The following is a 20,577-nucleotide window of genomic DNA, read 5'->3' as shown; positions in this document are numbered from 1 at the left end:
GCTTATATCGCTGCATGGCGACGTTGCTTCGCTCCGACTTGAATCGCGATCGGATAGACCGAGCTCATCATGTCCACGTCCACCAAGCGCTGCTACTACGAAACCCTCGAAGTCGAACGCGATGCCGACGATTCCGCGCTGAAATCGTCGTTCCGCAAGCTGGCGATGAAGTTTCACCCCGACCGTAATCCCGGGGACAACACCAGCGAAGTCAAGTTCAAGGAAATCAACGAGGCCTACGAGGTCCTGAAAGACAAGGACAAGCGCGCCGCCTATGACCGTTACGGCCATGCCGCCTTCGAGCAGGGCGGCGGTGGCGGCGCCGGTTTCGGCGCGGGCTTCGCCTCCTCCTTTTCCGACATTTTCGAAGATTTGTTCGGCATGGCCGGACAGCGCGGGGGCCGTGGCGGCCGCGAGCGCGGCGCCGACCTGCGCTACAACATGGAAATCACGCTCGAGGAAGCTTTTGGCGGCAAGACCGCGCAGATCGAGATCCCGGTCTCGGTCACTTGCGAAGCCTGCTCGGGCATCGGAGCCAAGGCCGGTACCAAGCCGAAGACCTGCTCGACCTGCGGCGGCGCCGGACGCGTACGGCAGTCGCAGGGCTTCTTCACGCTGGAGCGAACCTGTCCGGGCTGCCAGGGCCGCGGCCAGATGATCGAGGACGCCTGCCCGTCCTGCTCGGGTCAGGGGCGCGTCACCCGCGAGCGGACGCTGTCGGTCAACATTCCCCCTGGAGTCGAGGACGGCACCAGGATCAGGCTTGCCGGCGAGGGCGAGGCCGGGGTCCGCGGCGGCCCGCCCGGCGACCTCTACATCTTCCTGTCGCTGGCCCAGCACCAGTTCTTCCAGCGCGACGGCGCCGATCTGCATTGCCGCGTGCCGATCTCGATGGTGACGGCGGCGCTTGGCGGCGAGTTCGAGGTGCCGACCATCGAGAAGGGCAAGACCAAGGTGAAGGTCCCTGCGGGGACCCAGTCCAGCCGTCGATTCCGCATCGCATCAAAAGGCATGCCGGTGCTGCGCTCGCGCCAGATGGGCGACATGTACGTTCAGGTCGTGGTCGAGACCCCGCAAAATCTCACCAAAAAGCAGCAGGAATTGCTGGCCGAGTTCGACAAACTCTCCTCCGGCAACACCCAGCCGGAATCCGAGGGTTTCTTCACCAAGGTCAAGGATTTCTTCGGTAATCGGGCGAGTTGACGCGTCTTGACCGTGCCGCTTTCGGCCTATACGTCTTTATGACCATTTTCTGACACGCCGCGGTCCCGCGGTCCCGGCCGGTCCCGACATGCCATTGCCATCGTCCGCGCGTGCGTTGAAGAAGCCCCGTCTCGATGACGAGGTGCGTTTTCTCCGGTCATGGATCGAAAAGCCCCTGCACATGGGTGCGGTGATGCCGTCGGGCAAGCTGCTGGCCCGGACCATGGCCCATTACGTCGACGTCAATTCGGACGCACCGGTGGTCGAGCTTGGGCCCGGCACCGGCGCCATCACCTCGGCCCTGGTCGAGCGCGGCGTCGATCAGAAACGTCTCGTCCTCGTCGAATACAATCCGGGCTTCTGCGCCCTGCTGCGCGACCGCTATCCGCAGGCCAAGGTGGTGCAGGGCGATGCCTATCGTCTGCGCGACACCCTGTGGAACGTGCTGAGCGCGCCGGCCTCCGCGGTCGTCTCCGGCCTGCCGCTGGTCACAAAACCGATGCTGACGCGGCTGCGGCTCATCCGCGACGCCTTCACGGCCCTGGCGCCCGGTGCGCCCTTCGTCCAGTTCACCTATGCGGTGGTGCCGCCGATTCCGAAATCGCTGCCCGGCGTGTCCACAGAGGCCTCCGAACGGATCTGGATGAACCTTCCGCCGGCCCGCGTCTGGGTGTATCGCAAGGACTAATTCCGCCGGCATTCCTGTTTGCGTGGCGGTCTCGTTTCGCCGAACGCATGGAAGCGGATGTCCGCACCGAAAATTCTGATCATTCCCGGCTCCCTGCGCACCGGCTCGCAAAATGCGAAGCTGGCAGCGGTCGCTGCCTATGCATTCGATCAGGCCGGTGTCGACGTCACCCGGATCTCGCTCGCCGATTTTCCGCTGCCGATTTATGACGGCGACCTGCAGGCCAAATCCGGTGTGCCGAAGCACGCGATCAATCTCAAGCGCATGATCGGCGCGCATCATGGCGTGTTGATCGTCTCGCCCGAATACAACGCCTCGGTGCCGCCGCTGCTGAAGAACGCGATCGACTGGGTCAGCCGCGTGCATGAGCTGCACGAGCCGCGCGGCGAGGTGTTCCGCAACCGCGTCTTCGCGCTCGCCGGCGCCTCGCAGAGCCGGCTTGGCGCGGCTCGCGCGCTGCAGGCGTTGCGGCTGATCCTGACCTCCTGCCACGCCAATGTGATTGCCAGCCAGCTGACGCTCGCCTTTGCCGACCAGGCCTATGACGATATGGACAGGCTGAAGCACGAGGGCGATATCGCCGCGTTGAAGGAACTGGTGCGGCAGTTGATCGACGTTTCCCAACGCATGATGTGAGGTGACATGACGCCAGCCGAGATTGCCCCGAAAGACCGCCTGATCGTCGCGCTCGATCTGCCCAGCGTTGATGCCGCGGAAGCTATGGTCAACCGGCTCGGCGACAGCGTCACCTTCTACAAGATCGGCTATCGGCTCGCTTATGCCGGCGGCTTGCCGCTGGTCGGCAAGCTCGCCGACCAGGGCAAGAAGGTCTTTCTCGATCTCAAGCTGCACGACATCGGCAACACCGTGGCGCAGGGCGTCGACAGCATCACAAGGCTCGGCGCGACCTTCCTCACCGTGCACGCTTATCCGCAGACCATGAAGGGTGCCGTCGAAGGTCGCGGCAGCTCGAACCTGAAGATCCTCGCCGTCACTGTTCTGACGTCCTACAACGAGGACGATCTGCACGCGGCAGGCTTCCGGCTCGGCGTCTCCGAGCTCGTCGAAGCGCGCGCGCAGCAGGCGCAGGTGCTCGGCATCGACGGGCTGGTATCGTCGCCCGAGGAAGTCGGAGCCTTGCGCAAGATCGTCGGCCACCAGATGAGCCTCGTCACCCCCGGCATCCGGCCGGCGGGCGCCGCGAGCGGCGACCAGAAACGCATCATGACGCCGGGCCGCGCGATTGCGGCCGGCGCGGATTATCTCGTGGTCGGGCGGCCGGTGGTGGAAGCCACGGACTCCAGGGCGATCGCCGAGGCCATCCAGGCCGAGATCGCGCAAGCGCTCGGCTAACTACCAACACAGGGAGAAGAACAATGGCAAAAGGCTACTGGATCGGACGCGTCGACGTGAGCAGTGACGAGGGCTACAAGCCCTATGCCGTCGCCAATGGTCCGATCTTCAAGAAATGGGGTGGCCGCTTCGTCGTCCGCGCCGGCAAGTTCACCACCGTCGAAGGCGCCAGCCGCACCCGCAATGTCGTGATCGAATTCCCGGACTACGAGACCGCGATCGCCTGCTACAACTCGCCGGAATACCAGGCCAACATCAAGGTGCGCCAGCCGCACTCCGTCGCCGACCTCATCGTCATCGAGGGCTATGACGGCCCGCAATCGTCAGACGGCTGAGGCGCGAACTCCTCTTATTACTCTTGCCGAAATGCTCGGCCTGCATGGTTCGCCCGGCGATGCAGAGCATCGTCCGGAACGCCCGCCTTGCGGGCTCCTCACCATGAGGGTCTGATATCTTGCCGCAAGACGCGACCTCATCCTGAGGGCCGCCACAGGCGGGCGTCTCGAAGGATGGCCGCAGGCGACCTGCCCCTAATCCCCCTCGGTTGCCGGAACTGCATCCCCCCGCTACAACGGCCGTGAGAGGATCGCACCATGTCCGATATGCGCTTGATCGTTGCTGGAGCCGGCGGCCGGATGGGCCGGGCGCTGACGCGGGCGATTGCCGAGACCAAAGGCGCGGTGCTGGCCGGCGCGCTGGAGGCGCCGGGCTCGGAGCTGCTCGGCAAGGATGCCGGCGTGATGGCAGGTCTGCCGGCCAATGGCATCAAACTCTCCGGCGATCTCTGGGCGATGTCGAAGGACGCCGACGGCATTCTGGATTTCACCGTGCCCGCGGCGACCCTCGCCAATGTCGCGATCGCCGCCGAGCGCGGCCTCGTGCACGTGGTCGGAACGACCGGCCTGTCGGGCTCCGACAACGCCGTGATCAAGAGCGTCACCAACCGCGCCGTCGTGGTGCAGTCCGGCAATATGAGCCTGGGTGTCAATCTGCTTGCCGCTGTGGTCAAGCGAGTCGCCAAGGCGCTCGACGAGAGCTTCGACATCGAGATCGTCGAGACCCATCACCGCATGAAGATCGACGCGCCCTCGGGCACGGCACTGATGCTGGGCCAGGCCGCAGCTAGCGGCCGCGGCATCGCGCTCGACGAGCATGCAGACCGCGGCCGCGACGGCATCACCGGCGCACGCAAGCCCGGCGACATCGGCTTTGCGTCGTTGCGCGGCGGCACCGCGGCCGGCGATCACAGCGTGAGCTTCCTCGGCGCGTTCGAGCGCCTGACGCTGTCGCATCACGCGGAGGATCGCATGCTGTTCGCCCACGGCGCGCTGAAAGCCGCGCTCTGGGCGCATGGCAAGAAGCCGGGGCACTACTCCATGGCCGACGTACTCGGCCTGTCCGACATCTGAACGAAGCATGATCCGGAAAAGTGTGAAGCGGTTTTCCGACAAGATCATGCTTAAACAACGAACGAAACGGAAAAGCAGTCGATGAGCGAACGTCTTCTCGTGCTGGTGCGGCACGGCCAGAGCGAATGGAATCTGAAGAACCTCTTCACGGGCTGGAAGGATCCTGATCTCACCGAGCTCGGCGTCAAGGAAGCCTCGGAAGCCGGCCGCAAGCTGAAGGCGCAGGGTCTCGTGTTCGACGTTGCATACACCTCGGTCTTGACGCGCGCACAGCACACGCTCGATCTCATTCTCGGCGAGCTCGACCAGAAGGGCCTGTCGACGACGAAGAACCTCGCGCTGAACGAGCGCGACTATGGCGATCTCTCCGGTCTCAACAAGGATGACGCCCGCAAGAAATGGGGCGAGGACCAGGTGCTGATCTGGCGCCGCTCCTACGACGTGCCGCCGCCCGGTGGCGAAAGCCTGAAGGACACGCTGGCGCGCGCGCTGCCGTATTACGTGCAGGAGATCCTGCCCGGCGTGCTCAACGGCAAGCGCACATTGGTCGCGGCTCACGGCAATTCGCTGCGCGCGCTGATCATGGTGCTGGAAAAGCTCTCGCCCGAAGGCATTTTGAAGCGCGAGCTCGCCACCGGCGTGCCGATCATCTACCGGCTCAATGCGGATTCGACGGTGGCATCGAAGCTGGATCTGGCGGGATAAAGACGTTCGCGCGCGACTGAGTCCCGCCAAGCACTCGGTGTCGTCCTGGCTTTCGCCAGGACGACTAAGTGGGGCAGTTTACGCGTGGCAACTCTTACTGCAGCCCCAGCTGCCCGGCCTCCCAGCCCAGCATCGCCTGCTTGCGAGTGATGCCCCAGTGGTAGCCGGTGAGCGTGCCGCTCTTGCCGAGCGCGCGGTGGCAGGGCACGACGAAGGACACCGGGTTCTTGCCGACGGCGGCGCCGACGGCGCGTGACGCTTTCGGGCTGTTGATGTTGCAGGCGATGTCCGAATAGGACACCGCGCGGCCCATCGGGATCTTCAGCAAGGTCTCCCACACCCGCACCTCGAAATCGGTACCGATCATCACCACGCGCAGCGGCTGGTCCGGCCGCCAGAGTTTTGTGTCGAAGATGCGCTGCGCCAATGGTGCGGTACCTTCGTGATCCTCGACGTAAGTTGCGTTCCGCCATCGCCGCGTCATATCGGCAAGCGCCACCTGTTCCTCACCGGGATCGGCGAAAGCGAGTCCCGACAATCCGCGATCGGTCGCGATCACGATCGCGGTGCCGAACGGTGAGTGATGGAAGCCGTAGCGCAAGGTGAGGCCGGCGCCGCCGTTCTTCCATTCGCCCGGCGACATCGCCTCATGGGTGACGAAGAGATCGTGCAGCCGGCCCGGACCCGACAAACCGGAGTCAAGCGCGGCGTCGAGGATACTCGCCGAATCCCTGAGCAAGCCCTTGGCGTGATCGAGCGTGAGCGCCTGCATAAAAGCCTTCGGCGTGATCGAGGCCCAGCGGCGGAACAGATGGTGCAGCTCGTCCGGGGTGACGCCGGCCGCATCCGCCATCGCCTCGATGGTCGGCTGCGTGCGCCATTTTTCGGAGATGAAGGCGATCGCCCGGCGCACGGAATCATAGTCGCGCATCGCGGCGTTCTGGGAGCCCGGCCCGGCCAGGCGCTGGTCATGTATCGCGAGTGTCATCATGCCTGGAAATGTAGGAGGGGGCGGGGTACGAAACCACCCGATTTCCGATCCGCAAATCAGGTCACCGGATTGTAGGTCGGACCGCGCCTGGCGGCATTTAAGGCCTCAACCAAACCCTTGTAGAAACTTGCCTTTTCGTCCGGCCCCAGGAAGCGGGCGATCTGGATCTGGTGACCTCGCGAGATCAGATAGAGGTGCTCGATGCCAAAATCCTCGTCGATTTCCATGTCGAGTCGAACCCAGAGCGGATTGAAGGTCCATTCGACGACCTGGCCATGCTGGCTGACGCGCCGCACGCGCAATTCAGATGGCGTGACCACGATCTCCTCGCTGGCCCGCGCCGCACGGAAATTGGCCTTGAAAGCCCACCAGATCACCAGCACGTCGAGGCCGAAAAAGCCGAACACCGGCCAGGCGCCCATCATCAGGAAGACGAGGCCGGTGACGAAGCTGACGGCGCTCAGGAACAGCATCACGGCGAGGAAGCCGGTGCGGTTCAGCGAGCGGTGCGGCGTCAGGCGCGCGGAAAAGATCTGAGGCTCAGCCTCGCTTGCAGATCGTTCGCGCTCAATTTCATTGCCTGTGCTCATCGTCCCTCAGTATATCCCGATCATGGCGAAAATCACCCGCACGCCGGCCCCCCGCAAAACGTCCGTGCCGAAGAAAAAGGCGAAGGTGGCCGCCGCGAAGCCCAAGGCCCCCGGCAAGAAATCTCTCAAAGCCATGAAACCCTGGACGCCGCCCGAAGTCCGCGAGGCCTTCAGCCGTTTCCGCAAGGCTAACCCGGAGCCAAAGGGGGAGCTCGAGCACGTCAATCCGTTCACGCTGCTGGTTGCCGTGGTGCTGTCGGCACAGGCGACTGACGCCGGCGTCAACAAGGCGACGCGCGCGCTGTTTGCGGTCGCCGACACGCCCCAGAAGATGCTTGACCTCGGCGAGGAACGCCTGCGCGAGTACATCAAGACCATCGGGCTCTATCGCACCAAGGCCAGAAACGTCATCGCGCTGTCGGCGAAGCTGCTCAGCGAGTTCGGCGGCGAGGTGCCGCGCACGCGCGTCGGGATCGAGTCGTTGCCCGGCGCCGGGCGCAAGACCGCCAATGTCGTGCTCAACATGGCCTTCGGCGAGCACACCATGGCGGTCGATACGCATGTCTTCCGCGTCGGCAACCGGACCGGACTTGCGCCCGGCAAGACGCCGCTGGAGGTCGAGCTCGGTCTCGAAAAGGTGATCCCGGCCGAGTTCATGCTGCATGCCCATCATTGGCTGATCCTGCATGGCCGCTATACTTGCCTCGCGCGCAAGCCGCGCTGCGAGGTTTGCCTGATCAACGATCTCTGCCGGTGGCCGGAAAAGACGGTCTGAAAATAGCGTTCGGGAAAGTGGTTTGGAGTCTAGCGTGAGTCAGCAGGAACAAATCTCGCCATCGCCACCTCCTGCTACACCGCCGCCGCCACCGAAGCCAACGCAGCCACCGGCGAGTTCGCTCTGGAGCCGGCTCGCGATTCCGCTGTTCGCGGTGATCGTCGCGCTCGGCTTCGTCGCGCTTGCAACGCAGCGCTTCGACGAATGGGTCGGCAATTCGGTGGTCCAGACCACCAACGACGCCTATGTGCGCGCCGAGCTGACGCGGCTCGCCAGTCGCGTCTCCGGCGAAGTGCTGACCGTCGGGGTCACCGACTTCCAGCGCGTCAAGGCCGGCGATCTCCTGATCCAGATCGATCCTGCCGACTATGAGACGCAAGTCGCGCAGGCCGAAGCGGCGGTCGCCGCTGCGCAGGCCGTGCTCGACAATCTGGCGAACCAGATCGAGCTGCAATATGCGACGATTGCGCAGGCGCAAGCCGCGCGGCTCTCGGCCGAAGCCGTGGAGGTCGAGGCGCGGCAGGAGCAGGAGCGTCAGCAGTCGCTGTCGCAGACCGAATCCGGTACGCGGCAGCGCTTCGAACAGGCGGTCGCAGGCTATGCCAAGGCGCAGGCCGACGTGCGCGCGAGCCGCGCCGTGATCGCGGCCCAGCAGCATCAGCTCGAAGTCCTGCAAGGCACCAGGAAGCAGCGCGCGGCCGATCTCGAAGCGACCAAGGCGACGCTGGCGAGCGCGAAGCTAAAGCTCGGCTACACCAAGATATCCGCGCCGTTCGATGGCGTCGTCGGCGAGCGACAGGTCCAGCCCGGCGACTACGTCAACATCGGCACCAACCTCATCAACGTCGTGCCGTTGCCGAAGGTCTATGTGATCGCGAATTACAAGGAGACCCAGCTTACCCACGTCGCACCGGGTCAGCCGGTCGAGATCACCGTCGACAGTTTCCCGCGCGAGAAGCTGCGCGGCCGGGTCGAGCGCATTGCGCCCGCGACCGGCGCGCAGGTCGCGCTGCTGCCACCGGACAACGCAACCGGCAACTTCACCAAAGTCGTGCAGCGCATTCCCGTGCGCATCCAGTTCGACGACAACCAGCCGCTGCTGGCGCGGCTGGTGCCGGGCATGTCGGTCGTCACCAGCATCGACACCAAGGCCGGCAATGGCGGAAAATGACGATTCCAGTCGCGGACCGCTCTCGCGCGGCGGCGTCGCCCCGCAGCCGCTGTTTGCGGTGGCGGCGGTGCTGCTCGGCTCGTTCCTCGCCAATTTTGACAGCCGGCTGACCACGATTGGCCTGCCGGACCTGCGCGGCGCGTTCTCGCTCTCGTTCGACGAAGGCGCATGGCTCTCCACGGCGGGCATCGGCTCGCAGATCTTCATCGCGCCCGCGGTGGCCTGGCTTGCCACCGTATTCGGCCTGCGTCGCGTGCTGGGTATCCCCAGCCTCGTCTATGCCGCGGTCTCGCTGATCATCCCGTTCGTGCACGACTATCCGACATTGCTCGCGCTCAGCGTCGTGCATGGCCTCCTGCTCGGCACCTTCGTGCCGGCGACGCTGATGATCGTGTTCCGCAATTTACCGATCCGCTGGTGGCTTCCGGCGATCTCGATCTATTCGATCCGCGTCGGCTTCGCGCTCGATACATCGAGCTCGCTGGTCGGCTTCTATGTCGACCATCTCGGCTGGCAATGGCTGTACTGGCAGAGCGTCCTGATCGCGCCGCTGATGGGCCTGATGGTCTATTGGGGCACGCCGAACGAGCCGGTGAAGCTGCGCGACGCCGATTGGGGCGGCATGCTGCTGCTCGGCGCCGGCGTCTCGATGATCTATGCCGGGCTCGACCAGGGCAACCGTCTGGACTGGCTGGGGTCGGGGACTGTGATGGCGTTGATCATTGCCGGCGCGGTGCTGGTCGCGGGCTTCCTCGTCAACGAGTCCCTGGTGCGGCAGCCCTGGGCGCATGTGAACGTCTTGTTCTCGCGCAATATCGGCCTGGGGCTGGTCCTGATCCTGCTCTACACGCTGACCAGCCTCTCCAACGCGTCGCTGGTGCCGAATTTCCTCGCCACCATCGCCCTGCTCAGGCCGGAGCAGAGTGGCTTGCTGCTGCTCACCTATGGCGCCTTGCCAATGTTCGTGCTGGTGCCGCTCTCGATCTGGCTGCTGCGGCATTTCGATACGCGCACGGTGGTGGTCGTGGGATTTGCCTGTTTCGCCGCCGCCAATCTCTGGGGCACGCAGCTCAGCCATGATTGGGCGCGCGAGGATTTCGCGGGCATCGTGCTGCTCCAGGCGATCGGGCAGTCGCTGACCTTGCTGCCGCTGATCATCACGCTGCTGTCCAACTCCGATCCGAGCCGTGCGACCTCGTTTGCCGCCTATATCCAGATCATGCGGCTCGGTGGCGCCGAGATCGGCGTCGCGTTGATGGGGACGTGGCTGCGCGTCCGCGAGCAGATCCATTCCTTCTATCTCGGCCAGAATCTCGGTGTCGGCGACGTCGACGTGGTCCGCATGCTGAAACAGCTCGCCGACCATTTTGCGGCCCATGGTGCCGGCTCGGCACAGGCACGCGCGGTCGGTACGCTCGCCGGCCTCGTCCAGCGCGAGGCCAATGTGCTCGCCTATATCGACGGCTTCTGGCTGTGCTTCTGGGTCGCGATGGCGGCGCTCGGCGTCGTCGCCCTAGTCACCCGTGCCCCGCCCGGCCCGTTCACGCCGGCGCCGTTCGGCTTCGCCAGGATGCTGTTGCGCAGATGCGGAGTGCCCCTGACGTAGGTTCAGGATCCAGACGACCCACGCGCCGAGCGACGGTCCGGGTTGGCTCTGACTATAACGTCAGACCACAAGCCCGACGGATGGCGATCTGAACCGGCGAGGGTGGCAACGCCGGGTCGAACTCGCCTGTTGGCAGCAGCGGCGGCTGTGCCATGAAACGCGGGCGCTTCCCCCGGTGAGGTTGCGCGGCGTGAACCAGGAATGGATGGCAGAGATAAACGGTCCCTGCCGCACCGATTGCCAGTTCAACGTCGCAATCTTCCGTAGAAGCGTAACCGTTGGCAGAGATCTGCTCCAGCGTTGCGCCTGCATCGCCATAGGGCAGCAGCTCCCGGGCGATGGTGGCGTGCGAACCTTTCCGTATCTTCGTTGGCGCATCCTCAGGGCCTACGCCCGAGAACAGGAAGAGCATTAGCAATGCGCGTCCGCTGCTCTTCACATTGACGCGCCACTGCATGAAATCCGGATTATCGAAGCCGAAACTCATGTCCACATGCCAGCCATCATCACCAGGGGATTCCGGTGAGGGAAAGCGGACCGGAAAAGTTCCGAGCGCATTGGGCGCGATCCAGCGGCGGTCACCCGCGAGTTGGTCATAGGCTTCGTGCAGGATCGGCGTGTTGGCGGCTTCAATGAATGGTGGCGAGGTCTTGGATCCCACCCGAATGACCGGCTGGGTCCAGCTTTCGGGCTCGTGTGGCGATAGACCAATATCCGCCCACAATTCGTCCCTGCATTGTTCCGCAAGGTGCGTGCTGAAGGCGTTCTCGATCTTGATGAAACCGTCGTCGATGAAGTTTAGGACCCGATGAGAGGTCACGCCGATGCGCTCGGTTTTGGGCATTGCACATTTCTCCGTTCGGCCACCGCGTCAGCGCAGCCGTCTTGATCTGATTGGCGCGATACGCCGGAACGACTTGGTCGCTCAGATCAGCGGGAAGAATGTGGACATGAAAATCATGCTGCGTACCTTACGGCGGCGGAGAGCAAAATCAAGACAAGCGGGACGCAGAGCGCCTCTACGAGGGGGCGTCGTACGAGCGCGCCGCCAAGTCCGCTTGACCTACCGCATCTGCCGCGCCGGCTCGATCAGCTCGGGCCGCGGACCTGACAGCCGCTTGTGCATGTGAACCATGAAGGCCATGGCGAAGATCGGCGTCGCCAGATTGACGATCGGGATCGAGACGAAGGCTGCGATGAACAGGCCCGCGGTGAAGATGGTGGCGGCGTTGTCGCGCCGCATCGCCTTGGCTTCCTCCGGCGAGCGAAACCGCATCGCCGCGAGCTCGAAATATTCGCGGCCGAGCAGCCAGGCCGTGGCGAGGAAGAAGACCAGGAAACCGGCGCCGGCGAAAAGCACCAGCGGTAATGCGACCAGATAGACCAGGATCGTCAGCAGCGCGGTCTTGACGCCCTCGTAGATCGCCTGGCTGAACGGCAGCGCGATCCCCGGCCGCTCCGCCGGATAGTGCTCGCGCTCGACGATGTCGGCGACGTCGTCGACGAACACGCTCGCAACCAGGGAGGTGATCGCGGGCATCAGGAACACAGCCCCGAACACGACGCCGAGGCCCGCGGCGATCGAAATGATCCAGGACAACACCTCGAGCGATGAGTGCCAACCCGGACCGAGCAGGCCTTCCAGCCACGCCTCGCCATAGGTCGCAAACCAGCTCAGCAGCCGCTGCAAGCCGATCGCCAGCACGATGATCAGCACCAGTGCGACGCCGATCGACCGCCACAGGATCGAGCGCATCGGCGGCGAGATCATTTGTGACAGCGCCTTGACGGCGGCATCCAGCATGGGAGTTCCTCTCACGAAATCACCCGCGAGAGGTAGACACCCCGGGCCACTTCGGCAAGGGAGATCGGCGGCACCGCTTATGGCCGGATTGACCGCTGGCATCAACGAAGCCACGATGAATTCGGCAAGACCGTTGCTCCACCAACCCGCTTGACAACAAGCGGAACCAGCGCGGCAAAGGAACAGGCGCATATGGCGATGGAAGAATCGGCGGACGGATTGCCGCTTGCAGGCGTGCGCGTGGTCGAGATGACCCACATGGTCATGGGCCCGACCTGCGGCATGATCCTGGCGCAGCTCGGAGCCGACGTGATCAAGGTCGAGCCGCCTGCGGGCGACAAGACCCGGAGCTTGGGGGGCATGGGGACCGCCTTTTTCCCATTGTTCAACCGCGGCAAGCGCAGCGTGGTGCTGGATTTCGAGAAGACTGAGGATCGCGACACCATGCACCGGCTGCTGGCGACCGCCGACGTGTTCCTTGAGAATTTTCGCGACGGCCAGCTCGGTAAGCAGGGGCTTGGCGCGGACGAATTGCGCCGCCGGCATCCGGGTCTGATCATTGCCGGCCACAAGGGATTCCTCTCCGGTCCCTACGAGCACCGCCCCGCGCTCGACGAGGTGGTGCAGATGATGGCGGGCCTTGCCGCCATGACCGGCACCAGCGAAAAGCCCCAGCGCGTCGGCTCGTCCGCCAACGACATCATGGGCGGCATGTTCGGTGTGATCGCGATCCTCGCGGCGCTCTATCAGAAGCGCGGAGGAAAACGCGACGGCGCCGACATCCGCATCGGCCTGTTCGAGAACTGCCTGTTTCTGGTTGCCCAGCACATGGTCGAATACGAGATGACCGGGAACAAGCCGCGCTCGATGCCGGAGCGCGAGCATGCCTGGCCAATCTATGACATCTTCGAGACCGCCGGCGGCGAGCGCATCTTCATCGGCGTCGTCACCGAAGGCCATTGGCAGAGCTTTTGCCGCGAGTTCGGCCTGACTGAATTCCTCGATGATCCCGCCTTGCGCACCACGACCGATCGCATCCTGGCGCGTGGCCGGATCATTCCGCGCGCGGCCGGGATCATCAGGCAGTGGGACGTGGCAAGACTGTCCGAGAGGCTCGATGCGCTCAACATCTGCTTTTCGCCGATCAACCGGCCCGAGGATCTCTTCACCGATCCGCATGTGCTGCGGCCGGGCGGGCTCGTCAACAATGTCACCGCCGACGGCAAGCCGTTCCGGGTGCCGGCGCTGCCGATCGAATGGAACGGCAGCCATATCGGCGAAGGCCTGAGGGTCGCGCCGCTCGGCGCCGACACTGCGGCCGTTCGCGCCGAGATCGACAATGAAAATGAAGATGTCACGTCAAAAACAACAGGGAGGCGCGGATGAGCCGGATTCAGGAGATTTACCCCGCAGAACGCGTCAGCCTGCGCGAAGTCGGCCTGCGCGACGGGCTCCAGCTCGTGAAGAAAATTCCGTCCACCGACGCCAAGCAACGCTGGGTGCGCGAGGAATATGCCGCTGGCGTGCGGCATTTCGAGGTCGGCTCGTTCCTGCCGGCGAAGACTTTTCCGCAATTCGTCGATGTTCGTGATGTCGTCGCGACCGTCGCTTCATTGTCCGGCGCGCATGGCATCGCGCTTGCGCTCAACGAACGCGGCGTGAACGAGGCGCTGGAATCCGGCGTCGGCGAAATCGCCTCCGTGGTCTCTGCGACGGAAGAGCACAGCCAGGCCAATGCGCACCGCTCGCGCGAGTCCGCCATCGCCAATCTGAAACGCCTGTGCGAGATGCGCGATGCCACCAGCCACAAGCCGCTCGTCAACGCGGCGATCTCGATGGCGCTGGGCTGCTCGATCACCGGGGCGGTCGACCCTGCAGAAGTGCTGCGGCTGGTCGACAAATGCCTCGAAGCCGGTGTCGATTTCGTCGGCATCGCCGACACCGTGGGCTATGCCGGGCCGAAGCAGGTGGCGGAGCTGACGCGCGCCGCGGTGAAGCTCGCAGGGTCGAAGCCGATCTGCATCCATCTACACGATACCCGCGGCATGGGCATCGCGAACGCGGCCGCGGCGCTCGACGAAGGCGCGCGGATCCTCGACGGCTCGCTCGGCGGCCTCGGTGGCTGCCCCTTCGCCCCCGGTGCGACCGGCAATGTCGTGTTCGAGGATCTCGTGTTCCTGTGCGAGAGCAAGGGCTTTGCGACCGGCATCGATTTGGAGAAGCTGATCACGGTGCGCAGGATCCTGCGCGAGGAGATGCCGAACGAGCAGCTCTACGGCGGCCTCGCTCGGGCGGGATTGCCGGGTGGGAGCGCGGCGAAGGCGGCTTAAATCCGCAAGCGGAACGCCCTTCCCTTCTCCCCCTTGCGGGAGAAGGTGGCGCGAAGCGCCGGATGAGGGGTCTCTCTCCGCAAGCTCGAAGGAAAGTAGTCGCGGAGACATACCCCTCACCCGTCTCGCCGCTTCGCGGCGAGCCACCCTTTCTCACAAGGGGAGAGGGGAACGCACCGCCTGCGCGGCAAATCTACTCATGCCGGTGCGCGTGCTGGCGTGCCTTCGTCGGCTCCGCTTCGTCCAGGCTACGCGCATCTTACCGCGTTTCGTGAACGGTGCGAGAGAGAAGGCGCTCGCTCACAGCCGCGTTGCCCGTAGCCGCAGCGCGTTTCCAACGACGCTGACCGAGGACAGCGCCATCGCGGCCGCGGCGATGATCGGCGACAGCAGCACGCCGAACGTTGGATAAAGGATTCCGGCCGCGATCGGAATGCCTGCGGCGTTGTAGATGAAGGCAAAGAACAGGTTTTGCCGGATGTTGCTCATCGTCGCCTGCGACAATTTTCGCGCACGCACGATGCCGGTCAGATCGCCCTTCAGCAAGGTGACGCCGGCGCTCTCCATCGCCACGTCCGTGCCGGTGCCCATGGCGATGCCGACTTCGGCTGCGGCCAGCGCTGGCGCGTCGTTGACGCCGTCGCCAGCCATCGCGACGCTGCGGCCGGCCTTCTGCAGCTTTGTCACCACCGCGCTCTTCTGATCCGGCAGCACCTCGGCCTCGACATCGGCGATGCCGAGCCTGCGCGCGACAGCCTCCGCCGTCGTGCGGTTGTCGCCGGTCAGCATGATGACCTTGATGCCTTCGGCCGCGAGTGCCTTCAGCGCCTCCGGCGTGGAAGCCTTGACCGGATCGGCGATCGCGAACAGGCCGGCGAGCCGGCCGTCGACGGCCATGTTGATCACGGTCGCGCCATCGCCGCGCAGCCGTTCGGCCTCGCCATCGAGCGTTTTGGTGTCGATGCCGATCGACATCAGATATTTGGCATTGCCGAGCACGATGGTTTTGGCGTCGACCTTGCCGGTGGCGCCCTTGCCTGTCGGCGAATCGAATTGCTCGACCTGGCCCAGCGCGAGCTGCTTCTCCTTCGCCGCGCGCATGATCGCGTCGGCCAGAGGATGCTCGCTGGCGCGCTCCACGCTGGCGGCCAAGCGGAGGATGTCATCTTCCGCAAAGCCGGCCGCCGGCACGATCGCGACCACCTTCGGCTTGCCCTCGGTCAGCGTGCCGGTCTTGTCGACCACCAGCGTGTCGATCTTCTCCATCCGTTCCAACGCCTCGGCGTTCTTGATCAGCACGCCTGCCTGCGCGCCGCGGCCGACGCCGACCATGATCGACATCGGAGTCGCCAGGCCAAGCGCGCAGGGGCAGGCGATGATCAGCACGCTGACGGCGGCGACGAGGCCGAAGGCCAGCCGCGGCTCCGGTCCGAACCAGGCCCAGGCTGCGAACGCGATGACGGCAACGGCGATCACCGCCGGCACGAACCAGCCCGCGACCTGGTCGGCGAGACGCTGGATCGGCGCGCGCGAGCGCTGCGCGTCCGCGACCATCTGCACGATCTGCGACAGCAGCGTCTCACGCCCGACCTTCTCGGCGCGCATGATGAAGCTGCCGGACTGGTTGAGCGTGCCGGCGATCACCTTCGCGCCCGTCTCCTTGGTGACCGGCATGGATTCGCCTGTTACCAGCGACTCGTCGAGCGAGGAGCGGCCTTCCAGAATGACGCCGTCGACCGGCACTTTTTCGCCCGGCCGCACGCGCAGGCTGTCACCGGCATGAAGGGCGTCGATTTCGACCTCATGCTCGCTACCGTCGGCATCGACGCGGCGCGCGGTCTTCGGAGCGAGCTGCAGCAGCGCCTTGATCGCACCTGAGGTCGCGTCGCGTGCGCGCAGCTCCAGCACCTGCCCGAGCAGCACCAGCACGGTGATGACCGCCGCGGCCTCGAAATAAACCGCGACCGCGCCTTCATGGCCGCGGAAGGTGGCCGGGAAAATCTGCGGCGTGATGGTGCCGATCAGGCTGTAGACATAGGCGACGCCCGTGCCCATCGCGATCAGCGTGAACATGTTGAGGTTGCGCGTCAGCAGCGACTGCCAGCCGCGGACGAAGAACGGCCAGCCGGCCCACAGCACCACTGGCGTTGCAAAGACGAGCTGGATCCGATTCGACAGCGTCGCATCGATCCAATTGTGCGGGCCCGCGAGATGGCCGCCCATCTCCAGCACGACGGCCGGCAGCGCCAGCGCGCCGCCGATCCAGAACCGCCGCGTCATGTCGGCAAGCTCGGGATTGGGACCGGTCTCCAGGCTCGCCACTTCCGGCTCCAGCGCCATGCCGCAGATCGGGCAGGTGCCGGGTCCGGCCTGGCGGATCTGCGGATGCATCGGGCAGGTGTAGATCGTGCCTGCGGGCATCTCGGGCTCGGGTGTCTTGTCCTTGGCGAGATATTTTGCGGGGTCGGCGGCGAATTTGCTGCGGCAGCCGGCCGAGCAGAAATGGAAGGTCGCGCCGTGATGATCGAAGCGGTGCTTGGACGTCGCGGGATCGACCGTCATGCCGCAGACGGGATCGCGGACTTTTGCCGCGGCGCGGTGGTCATGCGCGTGATAGCCGTGCGCGCCGCAGCATGAGGCAGCCGCGGGCTTCTCGACCGGGACAGCCTTACTGGAACAGCCGCAGCCGGAATGTGTTTCCGGCTTGCGATGGTGCTCGTGTTCGGCGTCGTTCATTGCCACGCTCCGGCCTTGCAAAGTGATACCCCAGGGGGGTATATAGTCCGCATGCGCAAGGACATCAAGGCATCCGTCGGAAAACGTCTCGGCCGGATCGAGGGGCAGGTTCGCGGCCTCTCGAAAATGGTCGAGGAAGACCGCTATTGCATCGACATCGTCACGCAGATCTCGGCGGTGCGCGCCGCGCTGCGCCGGGTCGAGGAAGAGGTTCTGAAAGATCACGTCGCCCATTGCGTCGAGCATGCGATCGCGAGCGGCGACAAGGCGGACCAGCGCGAGAAGATCGCGGAGCTGATGGCGGTGATTGGGCGGGCGGAGCGGTAGATCGCCGTCATTGTGAGGAGCGTAGCGACGAAGCAATCCAGACTGCTCAGGCAGAGACCTGGATTGCTTCGCTGCGCTCGCAATGACGATAGTGGAGCGACGGCTACGCCGCCCGTTCGCGCGCCCGACCGCGCCGCCTTGGGCGGTCCATGGCCAGCTTCTTCAGCCGCCGGAAGCGCTCCGAGACGGTGACGCGATCGACCGTCTCCGCTGGGTGCGCGCTCACTTCTTCAGCCGGAATCGGCGCCTCTTCGTCAATCGTTTCAGGAACGAGCGGCGGCGCACGGAACGTTTCTGGAAACACACCGAAGGTGCCGGCTACCTCCTCGAGCGGCTTCTGCTTGTCGGCCCAGTGCAAGGCGGTGTAGTCGAAGCCGTGCACGATGGTGGGTTTGACGACTTCGAAATAGGGCGAGATGTCGAAGTCGCGGGGCATGTAGAGCGAGGAATCGCGGATGTGCAGGATCTCGCGGCGGGCAGCACGGCTGCCGGCCTTGGTGATCTTGGGCAGGATCGGGTAACGCACGGCGTCGAACGCTTGCGCGATCAGGGCCGAGCAGATGATCTTGGTGGGATCGCCCGAGCCGATCGAGATCATGCGCCGCCGCCAGCGCTGCGGGATCGGCAGCGGAAACAGAAAGCGCATCAGGTCGACGATGTTCTTGGTGTCGTAGCCGAAGCCGATGCGGTTGATTGCATAGCGGCAGACCGTGGTGCGGTCCTCATAGGACAGCCCGACCGGGCGGCAGACGCGGGTGTGATAGGGAAAATATTTCGACAGCGGCGCGGAGGTGACGCCTTCGCCGATATTGGCCTCGATCAGCACGTGCGGCTCGCCGTCGGGCTCTTCCGCACCCTCGATCGGGCCGACATAGAGTGCGCCGTGGGACCAGGTCGACTGCGTCAGATATTTGATGATGCCAGAGATGCGGTTGTTGCCCTCGACCAGCAGCACGTCGCCGGGCTCGATGACGCCGCGCAGATGCTCCGGGTCGCTCGGCGTGAACGGCTCATAGCCCGGCACCTCCTTCGAGAGGTACGCGGCAATCAGCTTGCCGACTGAGTCCAGGACCGTCCCCATTTCAAAACTCCCCCACGGCCTTTTCCGGCCGTCTTTTTCTCTTCTCTACCATGGTCGGAACGTGTTGCAATTCGGTTCATCGATTTGTGACATCAAGCACGATTGATTCACCATGATGGTTGCCGCGCAACATCAGATACGGCAAGGTTCGCTAGCTGTTCCCGTTTGCCGCAAGTCTCCGGAAACCATGACATGACAATCACGCGCCGCAGCTTCCTATCGGCGTCGGCGGGCCTTGCCGCGATGCCGGTCCTGCGCGCAACCGCCGCGACCCTGCCGCGCGAGGCTGACATTGTCGTGATCGGCGCGGGCGCGGCGGGAATTGCCGCGGCGCGGCGTATCATGGCGGCCAATCGCAAGGTCGTGGTGGTGGAGGCTGCGTCGCAGATCGGCGGCCGCTGCATCACGGATACGACCACCTTCGACACGCCGTTCGATCGCGGCGCGCGCTGGATGCACAATCCCGACACCAATCCGATGATCCGGCTGGCGCGCAGTGCCGGGCTCGACGTTCTGCCGGCGCCCTCAGGCCAGAAGATGCGCATCGGCCGCCGCAACGCACGGGCCGGCGAGACCGAGGAGTTCCTGGCGGCGTTGGTCCGGGCCAACCGCGCCATCGACGAGGCCGCGCGCGGCAAGCTCGATACCGCCTGCGCCTCGGTGCTGCCGAAGGATCTCGGCGACTGGGCCGGGGCGGCCGAGTTCATGTTGGGTGCGAGCTTCGCCGGCAAGGACCTGAAGGAGCTGTCTGTGATCGACAAGGCGCGTGCACAGGATCGCAACGCCGCGATCGCCTGCCGCCAGGGCCTGGGGACCCTGATCACCAAACTGGGTGAGCAGGCGCCGGTCGCACTGTCGACACCGGCGAGCCGGATCGTCTGGAGCAATCGCGACGTCAGCGTGGAGACACAGGCCGGCAGGATCGCCGCCCGCGCGGCCATCATTACGGTCTCGACTAATGTCCTGACCTCGGGCGCGATCAAGTTCGGGCCTGACATTCCGAAGCGCACGCTCGATGCCGCATCAAAGCTCACGCTCGGGAGCTACGATCACATCGTGCTGCAGCTACCGGGCAATCCGCTCGGCCTGTCGCGCGACGACATCCTGATCGAGCAGAGCAACTCGACGCGCACGGCGCTGATGTTCGCCAATATCGGCGGCTCCTCGCTGTGCTCGATCGATGTCGGCGGCTCGTTCGGCCGTGATCTCACCCAGCAAGGCGAGAAGGCGATGACGGCCTTCGCCAGAGAATGGATCACGAAGCTGTTCGGCAGCGAGGTCGCCGCAGCCGTGCAGAAAGCCAGCGTGACGCGCTGGAACGCCTCGCCGTTCGTGATGGGTGCGATGTCGGCGGCCTCGCCCGGCGGTCAGTTCTCGCGAAGAATCCTCGCCGAGCCGATCGGCAACATGTTCCTCGCCGGCGAAGCCACGCACGAGACGCTCTGGGGCACCGTCGACGGCGCCTGGGAAAGCGGCGAGCGCGCCGCGGACGCGGCCTTGCGCAAGATCGGCGCGCTCAAGGACGAGCCGGCCGACGTCCCGACGCAGTCCACGAAGAAGCGGCGAGCGCCGCGGCAATAGGCAATTGACCTGGACAAGCGCAGCGCAGATCCAGGACCCATGACCCCAGAAGTCGTTTGGCGAAGACTTGTGGTGGCCAGCTCGCGCTACAAACGCTGGGGTAATGGGTCCCCTGAGTTCACAAACGAAGTGCAACACTTCCATCTGGAGGTGTTGTCATGGGGCGGACTTACAAACAGCTCTCCCTTGACGATCGATGCGAGATTGCCCGCCTTTCGGCCAATGGC

The 20,577-nt window shown here is 64.9% G+C and carries 20 protein-coding genes; 14 read left to right on the top strand and 6 right to left on the bottom strand.

The window, feature by feature from the left end; translation table 11 throughout:
• Positions 1-69: 69 nt before the first annotated feature.
• From dnaJ to IVB13_RS06655, 7 genes are all read left to right on the top strand, one after another.
• A complete protein-coding gene (dnaJ, locus tag IVB13_RS06685) occupies positions 70-1,203 on the top strand; it encodes a molecular chaperone DnaJ (RefSeq protein WP_018459605.1) in 1,134 nt (377 codons plus the stop codon).
• A gap of 88 nt (positions 1,204-1,291) precedes the next feature.
• Positions 1,292-1,891, top strand: coding sequence for an rRNA adenine N-6-methyltransferase family protein (locus IVB13_RS06680; RefSeq protein ID WP_007598495.1), 600 nt, complete (start codon positions 1,292-1,294; stop codon positions 1,889-1,891).
• Positions 1,892-1,948: 57 nt separating this feature from the next.
• On the top strand, positions 1,949-2,527 hold the full coding sequence (locus IVB13_RS06675) for an NAD(P)H-dependent oxidoreductase (protein ID WP_026233850.1): 579 nt from the start codon (positions 1,949-1,951) through the stop codon (positions 2,525-2,527).
• A 6-nt stretch (positions 2,528-2,533) separates the two neighbouring features.
• On the top strand, positions 2,534-3,244 hold the full coding sequence (gene pyrF, locus IVB13_RS06670) for an orotidine-5'-phosphate decarboxylase (protein WP_018459602.1): 711 nt from the start codon (positions 2,534-2,536) through the stop codon (positions 3,242-3,244).
• Positions 3,245-3,267: 23 nt separating this feature from the next.
• Positions 3,268-3,579: a DUF1330 domain-containing protein gene (locus IVB13_RS06665; protein ID WP_247488066.1), complete on the top strand. Its 312-nt coding sequence runs from the start codon at positions 3,268-3,270 to the stop codon at positions 3,577-3,579.
• Between the two features lie 258 nt (positions 3,580-3,837).
• Entirely contained in the window at positions 3,838-4,653 is an 816-nt protein-coding gene (dapB, locus tag IVB13_RS06660) for a 4-hydroxy-tetrahydrodipicolinate reductase (protein WP_247488064.1), read from the top strand.
• An 81-nt stretch (positions 4,654-4,734) separates the two neighbouring features.
• Complete coding sequence (locus tag IVB13_RS06655) at positions 4,735-5,358, top strand: 2,3-bisphosphoglycerate-dependent phosphoglycerate mutase (RefSeq protein WP_018459599.1); 624 nt, start codon at positions 4,735-4,737, stop codon at positions 5,356-5,358.
• A 94-nt stretch (positions 5,359-5,452) separates the two neighbouring features.
• On the opposite strand, the gene IVB13_RS06650 is transcribed toward IVB13_RS06655, so the two are convergent.
• Positions 5,453-6,349 (bottom strand): bifunctional helix-turn-helix domain-containing protein/methylated-DNA--[protein]-cysteine S-methyltransferase, encoded by an 897-nt coding sequence (locus IVB13_RS06650; protein WP_018459598.1) that lies wholly within the window; start codon positions 6,347-6,349, stop codon positions 5,453-5,455.
• A 56-nt stretch (positions 6,350-6,405) separates the two neighbouring features.
• A complete protein-coding gene (locus tag IVB13_RS06645; RefSeq protein ID WP_018459597.1) occupies positions 6,406-6,939 on the bottom strand; it encodes a DUF2244 domain-containing protein in 534 nt (177 codons plus the stop codon).
• A 22-nt stretch (positions 6,940-6,961) separates the two neighbouring features.
• Here IVB13_RS06645 and nth point away from each other — a divergent pair, with 22 nt between their 5' ends.
• The 3 genes from nth to IVB13_RS06630 are packed head-to-tail and all read left to right on the top strand — an operon-like array spanning position 6,962 to position 10,491.
• Positions 6,962-7,714, top strand: a complete 753-nt coding sequence (nth, locus tag IVB13_RS06640) for an endonuclease III (RefSeq protein ID WP_026233849.1) — start codon at positions 6,962-6,964, stop codon at positions 7,712-7,714.
• 34 nt (positions 7,715-7,748) lie between these two features.
• The gene (locus IVB13_RS06635) at positions 7,749-8,885 is read left to right on the top strand and encodes an HlyD family secretion protein (RefSeq protein ID WP_026233848.1); all 1,137 of its coding nucleotides are present in this window, start codon (positions 7,749-7,751) and stop codon (positions 8,883-8,885) included.
• Positions 8,872-10,491, top strand: coding sequence for an MFS transporter (locus tag IVB13_RS06630; protein ID WP_247488061.1), 1,620 nt, complete (start codon positions 8,872-8,874; stop codon positions 10,489-10,491). Before IVB13_RS06635 ends, IVB13_RS06630 begins: the two co-directional genes overlap by 14 nt.
• A 52-nt stretch (positions 10,492-10,543) precedes the next feature.
• Here IVB13_RS06630 and IVB13_RS06625 read toward each other — a convergent pair whose 3' ends face one another.
• Complete coding sequence (locus tag IVB13_RS06625; RefSeq protein ID WP_018459592.1) at positions 10,544-11,335, bottom strand: phytanoyl-CoA dioxygenase family protein; 792 nt, start codon at positions 11,333-11,335, stop codon at positions 10,544-10,546.
• Positions 11,336-11,554: 219 nt separating this feature from the next.
• Positions 11,555-12,295 (bottom strand): sulfate transporter family protein, encoded by a 741-nt coding sequence (locus IVB13_RS06620; RefSeq protein WP_018459591.1) that lies wholly within the window; start codon positions 12,293-12,295, stop codon positions 11,555-11,557.
• Positions 12,296-12,487: 192 nt separating this feature from the next.
• Here IVB13_RS06620 and IVB13_RS06615 point away from each other — a divergent pair, with 192 nt between their 5' ends.
• On the top strand, positions 12,488-13,681 hold the full coding sequence (locus tag IVB13_RS06615) for a CoA transferase (protein WP_018459590.1): 1,194 nt from the start codon (positions 12,488-12,490) through the stop codon (positions 13,679-13,681).
• Complete coding sequence (locus IVB13_RS06610) at positions 13,678-14,625, top strand: hydroxymethylglutaryl-CoA lyase (protein WP_018459589.1); 948 nt, start codon at positions 13,678-13,680, stop codon at positions 14,623-14,625. Before IVB13_RS06615 ends, IVB13_RS06610 begins: the two co-directional genes overlap by 4 nt.
• A 300-nt stretch (positions 14,626-14,925) precedes the next feature.
• Here IVB13_RS06610 and IVB13_RS06605 read toward each other — a convergent pair whose 3' ends face one another.
• On the bottom strand, positions 14,926-17,361 hold the full coding sequence (locus tag IVB13_RS06605; protein WP_247295837.1) for a heavy metal translocating P-type ATPase: 2,436 nt from the start codon (positions 17,359-17,361) through the stop codon (positions 14,926-14,928).
• Positions 17,362-17,412: 51 nt separating this feature from the next.
• Between IVB13_RS06605 and IVB13_RS06600 the strand changes: the two genes are divergently transcribed.
• Positions 17,413-17,688, top strand: coding sequence for a metal-sensitive transcriptional regulator (locus IVB13_RS06600; RefSeq protein WP_007598521.1), 276 nt, complete (start codon positions 17,413-17,415; stop codon positions 17,686-17,688).
• Positions 17,689-17,791: 103 nt separating this feature from the next.
• Here the strand turns inward: IVB13_RS06600 and IVB13_RS06595 are convergent, their stop codons facing one another.
• A complete protein-coding gene (locus IVB13_RS06595) occupies positions 17,792-18,769 on the bottom strand; it encodes a YiiX/YebB-like N1pC/P60 family cysteine hydrolase (RefSeq protein WP_018459587.1) in 978 nt (325 codons plus the stop codon).
• A gap of 192 nt (positions 18,770-18,961) precedes the next feature.
• Between IVB13_RS06595 and IVB13_RS06590 the strand changes: the two genes are divergently transcribed.
• Positions 18,962-20,350 carry an FAD-dependent oxidoreductase gene (locus IVB13_RS06590; RefSeq protein ID WP_247295839.1) on the top strand — a complete coding sequence of 463 codons (1,389 nt, stop codon included), beginning with the start codon at positions 18,962-18,964 and terminating at the stop codon, positions 20,348-20,350.
• The last annotated feature ends 227 nt before the right edge of the window (positions 20,351-20,577 follow it).

Origin of the sequence: Bradyrhizobium sp. 17 (genome assembly GCF_023073515.1) — a bacterium.
Lineage (GTDB): Bacteria > Pseudomonadota > Alphaproteobacteria > Rhizobiales > Xanthobacteraceae > Bradyrhizobium > Bradyrhizobium canariense_D.
This window is presented reverse-complemented; position numbering and strand designations above follow the sequence as displayed.

Excerpts from the sequence above, each read along its gene's own strand:
- dnaJ (WP_018459605.1), top strand. The coding sequence starts at position 70 with ATGTCCACGTCCACCAAGCGCTGCTACTACGAAACCCTCGAAGTCGAA.
- IVB13_RS06680 (WP_007598495.1), top strand. The coding sequence starts at position 1,292 with ATGCCATTGCCATCGTCCGCGCGTGCGTTGAAGAAGCCCCGTCTCGAT.
- IVB13_RS06675 (WP_026233850.1), top strand. The coding sequence starts at position 1,949 with ATGTCCGCACCGAAAATTCTGATCATTCCCGGCTCCCTGCGCACCGGC.
- pyrF (WP_018459602.1), top strand. The coding sequence starts at position 2,534 with ATGACGCCAGCCGAGATTGCCCCGAAAGACCGCCTGATCGTCGCGCTC.
- IVB13_RS06665 (WP_247488066.1), top strand. The coding sequence starts at position 3,268 with ATGGCAAAAGGCTACTGGATCGGACGCGTCGACGTGAGCAGTGACGAG.
- dapB (WP_247488064.1), top strand. The coding sequence starts at position 3,838 with ATGTCCGATATGCGCTTGATCGTTGCTGGAGCCGGCGGCCGGATGGGC.
- IVB13_RS06655 (WP_018459599.1), top strand. The coding sequence starts at position 4,735 with ATGAGCGAACGTCTTCTCGTGCTGGTGCGGCACGGCCAGAGCGAATGG.
- IVB13_RS06650 (WP_018459598.1), bottom strand. The coding sequence starts at position 6,349 with ATGATGACACTCGCGATACATGACCAGCGCCTGGCCGGGCCGGGCTCC.
- IVB13_RS06645 (WP_018459597.1), bottom strand. The coding sequence starts at position 6,939 with ATGAGCACAGGCAATGAAATTGAGCGCGAACGATCTGCAAGCGAGGCT.
- nth (WP_026233849.1), top strand. The coding sequence starts at position 6,962 with ATGGCGAAAATCACCCGCACGCCGGCCCCCCGCAAAACGTCCGTGCCG.
- IVB13_RS06630 (WP_247488061.1), top strand. The coding sequence starts at position 8,872 with ATGGCGGAAAATGACGATTCCAGTCGCGGACCGCTCTCGCGCGGCGGC.
- IVB13_RS06625 (WP_018459592.1), bottom strand. The coding sequence starts at position 11,335 with ATGCCCAAAACCGAGCGCATCGGCGTGACCTCTCATCGGGTCCTAAAC.
- IVB13_RS06620 (WP_018459591.1), bottom strand. The coding sequence starts at position 12,295 with ATGCTGGATGCCGCCGTCAAGGCGCTGTCACAAATGATCTCGCCGCCG.
- IVB13_RS06615 (WP_018459590.1), top strand. The coding sequence starts at position 12,488 with ATGGCGATGGAAGAATCGGCGGACGGATTGCCGCTTGCAGGCGTGCGC.
- IVB13_RS06610 (WP_018459589.1), top strand. The coding sequence starts at position 13,678 with ATGAGCCGGATTCAGGAGATTTACCCCGCAGAACGCGTCAGCCTGCGC.
- IVB13_RS06605 (WP_247295837.1), bottom strand. The coding sequence starts at position 17,361 with ATGAACGACGCCGAACACGAGCACCATCGCAAGCCGGAAACACATTCC.
- IVB13_RS06600 (WP_007598521.1), top strand. The coding sequence starts at position 17,413 with ATGCGCAAGGACATCAAGGCATCCGTCGGAAAACGTCTCGGCCGGATC.
- IVB13_RS06595 (WP_018459587.1), bottom strand. The coding sequence starts at position 18,769 with ATGGGGACGGTCCTGGACTCAGTCGGCAAGCTGATTGCCGCGTACCTC.
- IVB13_RS06590 (WP_247295839.1), top strand. The coding sequence starts at position 18,962 with ATGACAATCACGCGCCGCAGCTTCCTATCGGCGTCGGCGGGCCTTGCC.